Origin of the sequence: Jatrophihabitans sp., assembly GCF_051960575.1 — a bacterium.
GTDB lineage: Bacteria > Actinomycetota > Actinomycetes > Mycobacteriales > Jatrophihabitantaceae > JBQCEE01.
Window position 1 is genome coordinate 1 of the sequence record NZ_JBQCEE010000095.1, and the last position, 7,443, is coordinate 7,443.

Sequence of the window (7,443 nt, forward strand, 5' to 3'; positions counted from 1 at the left end):
GGTTGGGGACGTTGCTGGGATTGGACGACCGGCCGGGGGAGGTGGCCGGGTGGGGTCCGGTGCCGGCGTCGGTGGCGCGTGCGTTGGTGGCACGGCAGCAGCGGTGTGCGTGGCGCTTCGGGGTGCACGACGACGGTGGGTGGCTGGTGTTCGACGGCCTGACTCGGCGTCGAGCCATGCCCGTCGGCGTCGATGCCCCGGGCACCGGTACCGGGGGGCTGGCGAAGGTCGACGGGGTGGTGGAGATCCATCTGCCGCTGGACTGGGTCGCGCCGAGCCCGCTGCCTGTCGGCGGCGATTGGGCCGCTGTGCTGGCCGACATCGCGGGGCAGGTCGCGGCGGCCGGGCCGATCGTGCAGGACGGTGCGGCGCGGTTCCCAGGGCCGGCGTTGCGGCGGCGGATCGAGATGGTCTACCGGTGGTGTCTGTTCCCGGGCTGCCGCCGTCCGGCGCGGTGGTGCGACATCGACCACCGCACCGAATGGGCCAGCGGGGGCAGGACGGTCGAGGTGAACCTCAGCCCGGAGTGCCGGCACGACCACGTGACCAAGTCCGAGCGGGGCTGGCGGCTGATCCGCACCGGGCCGCGGTCGTTCTGCTGGATCAGCCCGTACCGGCGCCGGCACCACGTCCAGGCGCCGCGGCTGGTTGAACCCACCCTCACGCCCCTCACGGTCACCCCGAGCGCCACAGCTCCGGACAGGGTCGACAGTTCCGACCCGGGCTGGGGGAACACCGACCGCGGCAAACAACCCTCGATCTGGGCCCACGGCACACCGACCGGCCGCGGCCGTGCGGCGGAGAACGACGCGAGACGGCCCCGCCCGACAGCGGAGATGGAGGTCGACGACGAGCCGGCGCCCTTCTGACCGCCCGGGCTCACATGGTGCGGGTCTCGCCGCTCCGGTCGCGATAGCCGGCAGCGACGTCGCCGCGCAGCACGAGGCGTACCTGCTCGGCCATGGCCGGCACCGAGGCAGCGTCCTCGGCCACGAGGTCGTCGGGTGTCTCGGCGACGATGAGGTCGACCTGCCGCGCGATCTCCGACCGCTGGTCGTCGTCGACCGCGGCGAGTGCGGCGTCGCGCAGCATCGACAGCAGCGTCGTCAGCACGGTCGGCTCGCGGCGGCCGAAGCGGCGGATCTGGCCGCAGGCGAGCTCGAGGTAGTAGCGCAGGTCGCGGTCCGGCAGGACGAGGCGGTCGACGCCGTCGTCGTCGGTGTGCACGGTCGGTCCGAAGTCGCTGCGGGCGAGGCGTCCCAGCAGATCGGCCATGTGCCCGATCGAGTGCGCCGCTGTGACCGGGTCGTTGACCGCGGGGGAGAGCGCCTTCACCGCGATGTCCACCAGTTGCCGGAACCCGAAGGCGACGTCCTGCTCGGCCGTGCGCTCGAAATCGACGTGCACCGCCCGCTGCACCGCGTCGACGAATCGCGGGTCGAGCTGCGGCGACGTGGCACCGCCGCGCGCCCACACCTGCGCGATCGGGGCGCCGCGCACGACATGATCACCCGGCCGTGCCTCGAGCCTGACCACCAGATCCGCCTCGGTCGCCGCCCGCAGCACCTCGCGCGCGTCGATCACCCGGACGAAGCCGCTGGCGCGTGCACCGACGAGGGCGCCGCCGGGCCGATCGACCAGGAAGTCGGCCGCACGCGCACCGTCCTGCTCCGGCCCGTAGACAGCCGCGATCGTGCGCACCGTCTCGGCGTGCACCGTGCGCATCATCGAGTCGACCCGCAGCGTGCGGATGATGTGGCCGATGAAGGCCAGCAGCGCCGCCACCGTCGCCAGCCCGAGCAGGAAACTCACCGCCATCGAGACCCTCGGCACCGGTTGGCCGGATCGGAAGCCGCGCAGCGAGGTCATCGCGAAGACGAAGGTCGCGACGAGCACGGCCAGCACCCGCTGCACCACCCAGTCGCGGGCGAACTCGCGCAGCAGCCGGGGCGAGAACTGCTGCGACGCCAGCTGCAGCGCCACCACCATCAGCGAGAAGGTGAACGTCGTAACCGTCACGGCCGCGGTCGAGATGACCTGCAGCGTCGTCGAGGCCGCGTTGCTGTCGCCCGGCCACAGCACGTCACGCCAGCCGCTGTCGCCGACGTGCACGTGCTGCAGCAGCAGCGCCGCGGCGAAGCTGACCACGGCGACGAGCGCCGGCCACCACCACAGCGAGGTGCGCGCCGCCTCCGCAGCGCGCGACCTCTCGCTGGACGTCCACGACCCGGCCCCGCGTTGCGCCATGGTCCCGACCCTAGGGCCGCGACCAGTACGAGGCGATCAAGCCGGTCAGGTGAGCTTCGGCGGCAGCACCTCGCGGGCGACGGCGATCAGCGTCGTGACGAGCAGCGACCGCAGGTCGCGGCGGGTGAGGGTGCGCTCGCGCACCGTCTCGCGCACGGCCACCTTGAGCATGCCTCCGTAGGCGCGGATCGCCGCTCGTTGCGCCGCGGTGGGCCGCCGCACGCCGAGCGTCTTGAGCACCTTCCGGGCGGCGAGGTCGTCGGCCTCGGCGAGGATCTGCTCGATCTCCGGATCGTCACCGACGCCCTCGGCGCCGAGCACCGCCACGAACGTGCGCGGGTTCGTGCCCAGCACCCCGAGGAACCAGTCGACGCAGAGTTCGGCCCGCTCCTCGAGCGTCGACGCCGTCGCCGCCACCTCGTCGTCGAGCCTCGGCAGGATGACCAGATTGCGCACGACCTCGACGTACAGATCACGCTTGGTGCCGAAGTAGTGATGCAGCAGGCCACGCGTGACGCCCGCCTCCAGCGCCAGGTCGGTCGTCGAGACGGCCGCGTACGGGCGCTCGCCGAACAGGCGCATCGCCGCCTCGAGGATCTGTTCGCGCCGCTCGTCCGGTTCGAGTCGGCGTCGCGCCGTCACAGGTTGCACCCGATCATCGTCCGCGCCGCATTGACAAGCTGTCAACAGGCCGGGATCGTCGGACCATGACGACGGTGTCCGACCGGCTCGACCGCGCAGAGATCGAGCGCCTGGACGCGGTGCTGCGGCGCCACCTCGACGACTGGCGCGTCTGGCTGTTCCTGCACCGGGCCGCCCAGCTGCAGAGCGGCCATCCCACGGTCGCGGCCGGCCTGCGGGACCACTCCGACTTCTACGCCGACCCGCTCGGACGCGGACGCCGCACCCTCGCCTTCGGGCAGGAGCTCGTCTTCGGCGACAGCGACGCGGCCGGCCGTGCCATCCGCGACCTCCACCGCGACATCCAGGGCACCGGCTTCGACGGCCGCACCTACCACGCGTGGAACCGCGAGGCCTGGACCTTCGTGCACCTGACCGTCGCCGAGGCCGTGCAGCGGGGCATCGACACCTTCCACGGCCCGCTCACGGACGCGGAGTGGGAGGACGTCTGGGCCGCGCAACGCCTGTCGGGCACCCGCCAGGGCGTGCCCGAGGGCACCCAGCCGCCCGACGTCGCGGCCCTGCGACAGTGGTTCGACCGCGCCGTCGACGAGCGGGTGCACGGCAACGCGGTGATCCCGCAGCTGCGTGCCGCACTGCGGCGCCCGAAGCGGCCGCGGCGCTGCCCGCGAGCCGTGTGGAGGCTCGCTGGGCCCGTCTACGGCGCCCTGCTGGCGCATGCGACGGACGTCCTGAACGGCACGGTGCCGCCCGAGCAGCGCCGTCGCATGGGGTTGCCCTGGAGCACCCGCCACGCTGTCGAGTACACGGTGCTCATCGCCGTGCTGCGCGCCCTCGGTCATGTGCTGCCGCACCGCCTGCTGTCGGTGTCCCGCCCGAAGGTGCTGCCCACCCCGCGCGACCGCAGCGCGACGCAGCCGCTCAGACCAGCGGGCGGTTGAACCGCAGCCGCAGCCTCAGGTCGACGAGGTAGAGGTTCAGCGGCATCCGCCGCACCGGGCCGGGCAGCGTCCGGTTCACGACGGCCACCACCCGCAGCGCCCGCCGGAACCGCCGTTCCTGCCGGTCGCTCCAGGACCACCCGAGCAGCGCGCGGAACTCCGGCGCGAGGAACCCGGCGGTGAAGAACGCGACCATCGGCCCCAGCAGCCGCTGCGCGGGCCACGGCCGGTGCCGCAGGTGCACGAGGTCGTCGAGGTAGCGGCGCACCGGTTCGTCCATGCGCAGCTCGGTGAGGCCCTGCTTCCAGTACTGCGCGAAATCCGCCCGCGTCGCCGGCCACATCGACGGACGCACCTGCAGCGTCGTGCCGAGCCGCGCCGCCTCGCGGTAGACCCGCTCGGCCTCGTCGTCCGACAGTCCGCCGTGGAAGGCCGTGTACGTGTCGACCAGTCCCTGGTAGAGGCAGGCCGCCACCCAGAGCTGCAGCGACGGGTCGAGCGCGTGGTACGGCTCGCCCGACGACGGCCCCGAGCGCACCTGCGCGTGCACCGTGTTCACCGCGCGCCGGAACGCCTGCTGTTGCTCGGGCGTGCCGAGCGCGGCCACCGCGAGGTAGGTGCCGGTCGTCCGGGCCCGCTTGTACGGGTGCAAGGTGGCTTTGCCCGAGTCGACCGGGCTCTCGAGCACGCCGTAGCCGACGGCCGGGTGGGCCAGCTGCATGACCACGTTGGCGGGCCCGGCGAGCAGGTTGACGCCCTCGATCGCATCCCGCCACGTGAATGGACGCGCCATGCGGGCCGATGTCATCCGTCCAGGCTGATGCTCTCTTGGCAAGCTGTCAATTGGAGCCGGGAGACGTCACGGGTGCAGGCGCGTGCCCTTCAGCACCTTGTCGACCGCGTTCTTCGGCCCGTGCAGTGCGAGCCCGACCAAGTCGAGCGAGGCGCCCGGCACAGCCGCGACGACGGCCCGGTTCGCCGCGTCGTGGCCCGTGGCGAACATGTCCCGGGTGTAAACGGCGAGCGGCAGCCCGCGCCCGACCGCGCGCTCGCGGGTCGATGCGAGCACCGCGCCGCTGCCCTCGAAGACCAGCACCGGCACGCCGAGCAGTGGCAGGTAGTGCTGACCGTCCGCGTCCTCGTACCGCGCGCCGACCAGCTCGGGCAACGCCGCGGTGATGCCGCTGACGAGGAACGCGGTCACGTTGAGCCGCTGCCAGGTCTCGAGGTCGTCGCGCACCACCACGGCGATCTTGGCGGCGAAGGGCGGCAGCAGGGGGTCGGTGTCGTCCATGCATCCAGGCTGCTCCGACGCGTCCGCTCGCGTCTTGTACGAAGTTGACCAGGGCGCGTCACGCGCCGCGCTGGTACCGCCCGGGCGTCGTCGCCAGCAGCCGTCGGAAGTGCCGCGTGAGGTGCGCCTGGTCGTAGAACCCCGTGGCCAGCGCGACGCCCGCCGCGTCGTCACCGTCGAGCAGTCGGCGCCGGGCCAGGTCGAGCCGGCGCCCGATGAGGTAACGGTGCGGCGGGATGCCGTAGCTGTGCGTGAACGACCGCACCAGGTGCGCCGTCGAGACACCCAGCGCGGACGCGACCTCGGACAGGCCGGCGCCGACCGGGTCGGCATCGAAGCGCTCGCGCGCCCGGCGCGCGACGTCCCGCTGCGGATCAGCGTGCCCCGACCGCCGGCCGGTGAGGTGCCAGCGCAGCCGCTCGGTGACCAGCGCGAGCCGGCCCTCGGCCTCGACGTCGTCCCGCTCCACCAACGCCTGGTCGAGACGGTAGGCAGCGCGACGCAGCGCGTCGTCGGTGATCGTCGGGCCGTCGACGGCCGCCCCGATCAGCTCGGCGCCGAGCACGTCTTCGTCGAGATAGACGACCCGCTTGCGGAAGCCGCGCTCGGTCGCCGGGTGCCCGTCGTGCACGACGTGCGGCGGCAACAAGGTGATCGCGGCCGGCTCGGCCGCGTGCCCGTGCCGGTCGAGGTCGTAGCCGATCAGCCCGTCGTCGACGAGCAGCAGCGTCCAGGTGTCGTGGGTGTGCGCCGGGTAGGCGTGCGACCGCCACTCGGCGTGCAGCACCTCCGCGATGCCGGCGACGGCCGGTCGCCAGGCCCGCACACTGTCGACCACCCGCCCAGTCTGGCAGTGCGCAGCACCCGGGTCGCGCCGTATCTGGCGCGGGTCGCCCCGTGTGAGCGTTTCGGGGCGCATTGTGACCATCTGGCGTCGAAGACGCGCGACGGAAGCCTGGTCGGCTCGTCCGACCGGTCAAGCTTCGCTACGGTCGGCCGATGGTGCGAACGTGAGCGCTGTCCCGAGCCTGGCCGAGGCGGGGGGTTTCGAGGCGACCGCCCGTGCGGTCCTCGATTATCTGAATGCGCACCTGCCCATGGGTTTCTGGTCCATCACTCGCCTCGAGAACGATCAGCAGACCTATCTCTACCTGGACACCAACGACTACGGGCTCGTGTCCGGCGGTGGACACCCCTGGAGCGACTCCTACTGCCGGTACATGGTCTCGGGCGACGCGCCGCGACTGGCGCCGCACGCCCAGGAGATCGCAGTCTACGCCCAGGCACCCATCAACCGAGCCGTACGGATCGGCGCCTACGCGGGCGCCCCGATCAGCGAGCCGGACGGTGCGCTGTTCGGCGCCATCTGCGGGCTCGACCCCCTGCCGCAGGACGACATGCAGCGCTTCGGCCCGATCCTCGACCTGCTGTCGAACCTGCTCTCCATCGCCCTCGCGACCGATCGGTCGCTCGACGCGGCGGAGCGGCGAGCGAGCGCCGAGCTCACCCGCGCGACCCCCGCCTCCCTCACCGGTCTGCACAACCGCCGGGGCTGGGACGAGGCCCTCGAACGCCTCGGTCGGACCTACGCGACTTACGCCGACCCGACCGTCGTGGCGATCGTCGATCTCGACGGGCTGAAGCAGGTCAACGACGGCCCGGGCGGTCATGCCGCGGGTGACGAACTGCTGCGCTCGGCGGCGCAGGCACTGCGTGCCACCGTTCGCGACGGCGACCTGGTCGCTCGCCTTGGTGGCGACGAGTTCGGCCTCGTGCTCGCCGGCACGACCGCGGCAGCCGCGCCATTGCTGATGCACCGTCTTCGGTGGGGACTCGAGGACGCGGGTGTCGCCGCCTCCCTCGGCTGGGCAGCACTCCGTCCCGGCGGGAGTGTCGCCTCCGCCGTCATCACCGCCGACGAAGCGATGTACAGCGACAAGCGGAGCCGCAACGCGCAGCGGCCGCTCCGGGGGCTCGCGCAGTCGGTCTGAACGCCGGTCAGTGGATGTGGTCGCGCCAGTCGGCCGGCACGCGCTCGGCGGGCCCGGGCACGGTCTGCCCGACCGGACGGTGCTGCGGGTCGGCCAGCCGCGGGCCGTCGACGAAGTCCTTCCGCGCGTAGTCCCAGAACCAGTCCTCGCCGGGCTCGAAGCTCTGCACCACGGGGTGCCCGGTGGCGCCGGCGTGCGCGCTCGCGTGCTGTGCCGGCGACGAGTCGCAGCACCCGACGTGCCCGCACTGGGCGCAGCGGCGCAGGTGCACCCACCACCCGCCCGCGGCCTCGCAGTCGACGCAGCCTGGGCCGGTCGGGGCGACCGT

The 7,443-nt window shown here is 72.9% G+C and carries 9 protein-coding genes; 3 read left to right on the forward strand and 6 right to left on the reverse strand.

Features of this window, described 5'->3' with window-relative positions; translation table 11 throughout:
* On the forward strand, window positions 1-869 hold an 869-nt coding region (locus ACTHMS_RS04815), incomplete at its 5' end, for an HNH endonuclease signature motif containing protein (RefSeq protein ID WP_440305534.1).
* Window positions 870-879: 10 nt separating this feature from the next.
* On the opposite strand, the gene ACTHMS_RS04820 is transcribed toward ACTHMS_RS04815, so the two are convergent.
* Both ACTHMS_RS04820 and ACTHMS_RS04825 read right to left on the reverse strand, forming a co-directional pair.
* Complete coding sequence (locus tag ACTHMS_RS04820) at window positions 880-2,247, reverse strand: DUF2254 domain-containing protein (protein ID WP_440305535.1); 1,368 nt, start codon at window positions 2,245-2,247, stop codon at window positions 880-882.
* Between the two features lie 45 nt (window positions 2,248-2,292).
* Complete coding sequence (locus tag ACTHMS_RS04825; RefSeq protein WP_440305536.1) at window positions 2,293-2,898, reverse strand: TetR/AcrR family transcriptional regulator; 606 nt, start codon at window positions 2,896-2,898, stop codon at window positions 2,293-2,295.
* 56 nt (window positions 2,899-2,954) lie between these two features.
* Between ACTHMS_RS04825 and ACTHMS_RS04830 the strand changes: the two genes are divergently transcribed.
* Window positions 2,955-3,830 carry an oxygenase MpaB family protein gene (locus tag ACTHMS_RS04830; RefSeq protein ID WP_440305537.1) on the forward strand — a complete coding sequence of 292 codons (876 nt, stop codon included), beginning with the start codon at window positions 2,955-2,957 and terminating at the stop codon, window positions 3,828-3,830.
* Here the strand turns inward: ACTHMS_RS04830 and ACTHMS_RS04835 are convergent.
* Genes ACTHMS_RS04835 through ACTHMS_RS04845 form a run of 3 tightly spaced genes read right to left on the reverse strand, consistent with a single transcriptional unit; the run spans window position 3,811 to window position 5,962 of the window.
* Window positions 3,811-4,638, reverse strand: coding sequence for an oxygenase MpaB family protein (locus ACTHMS_RS04835; RefSeq protein ID WP_440305538.1), 828 nt, complete (start codon window positions 4,636-4,638; stop codon window positions 3,811-3,813). The genes ACTHMS_RS04830 and ACTHMS_RS04835 overlap by 20 nt on opposite strands.
* 51 nt (window positions 4,639-4,689) lie before the next feature.
* Complete coding sequence (locus ACTHMS_RS04840) at window positions 4,690-5,124, reverse strand: DUF2000 family protein (RefSeq protein WP_440305539.1); 435 nt, start codon at window positions 5,122-5,124, stop codon at window positions 4,690-4,692.
* Between the two features lie 58 nt (window positions 5,125-5,182).
* Window positions 5,183-5,962 carry an AraC family transcriptional regulator gene (locus tag ACTHMS_RS04845; RefSeq protein ID WP_440305540.1) on the reverse strand — a complete coding sequence of 260 codons (780 nt, stop codon included), beginning with the start codon at window positions 5,960-5,962 and terminating at the stop codon, window positions 5,183-5,185.
* 172 nt (window positions 5,963-6,134) lie between these two features.
* On the opposite strand from ACTHMS_RS04845, the gene ACTHMS_RS04850 reads away from it, so the two are divergent.
* On the forward strand, window positions 6,135-7,115 hold the full coding sequence (locus ACTHMS_RS04850; protein WP_440305541.1) for a GGDEF domain-containing protein: 981 nt from the start codon (window positions 6,135-6,137) through the stop codon (window positions 7,113-7,115).
* Between the two features lie 7 nt (window positions 7,116-7,122).
* Here ACTHMS_RS04850 and ACTHMS_RS04855 read toward each other — a convergent pair.
* Window positions 7,123-7,443 (reverse strand): UBP-type zinc finger domain-containing protein (locus ACTHMS_RS04855; protein WP_440305542.1); only part of this gene is annotated, 321 nt, incomplete at its 5' end.

Bases quoted from the DNA above. Each gene is read 5' to 3' on its own strand.
- ACTHMS_RS04820 (WP_440305535.1), bottom strand. From the start codon at position 2,247: ATGGCGCAACGCGGGGCCGGGTCGTGGACGTCCAGCGAGAGGTCGCGC.
- ACTHMS_RS04830 (WP_440305537.1), top strand. From the start codon at position 2,955: ATGACGACGGTGTCCGACCGGCTCGACCGCGCAGAGATCGAGCGCCTG.
- ACTHMS_RS04835 (WP_440305538.1), bottom strand. From the start codon at position 4,638: ATGACATCGGCCCGCATGGCGCGTCCATTCACGTGGCGGGATGCGATC.
- ACTHMS_RS04840 (WP_440305539.1), bottom strand. From the start codon at position 5,124: ATGGACGACACCGACCCCCTGCTGCCGCCCTTCGCCGCCAAGATCGCC.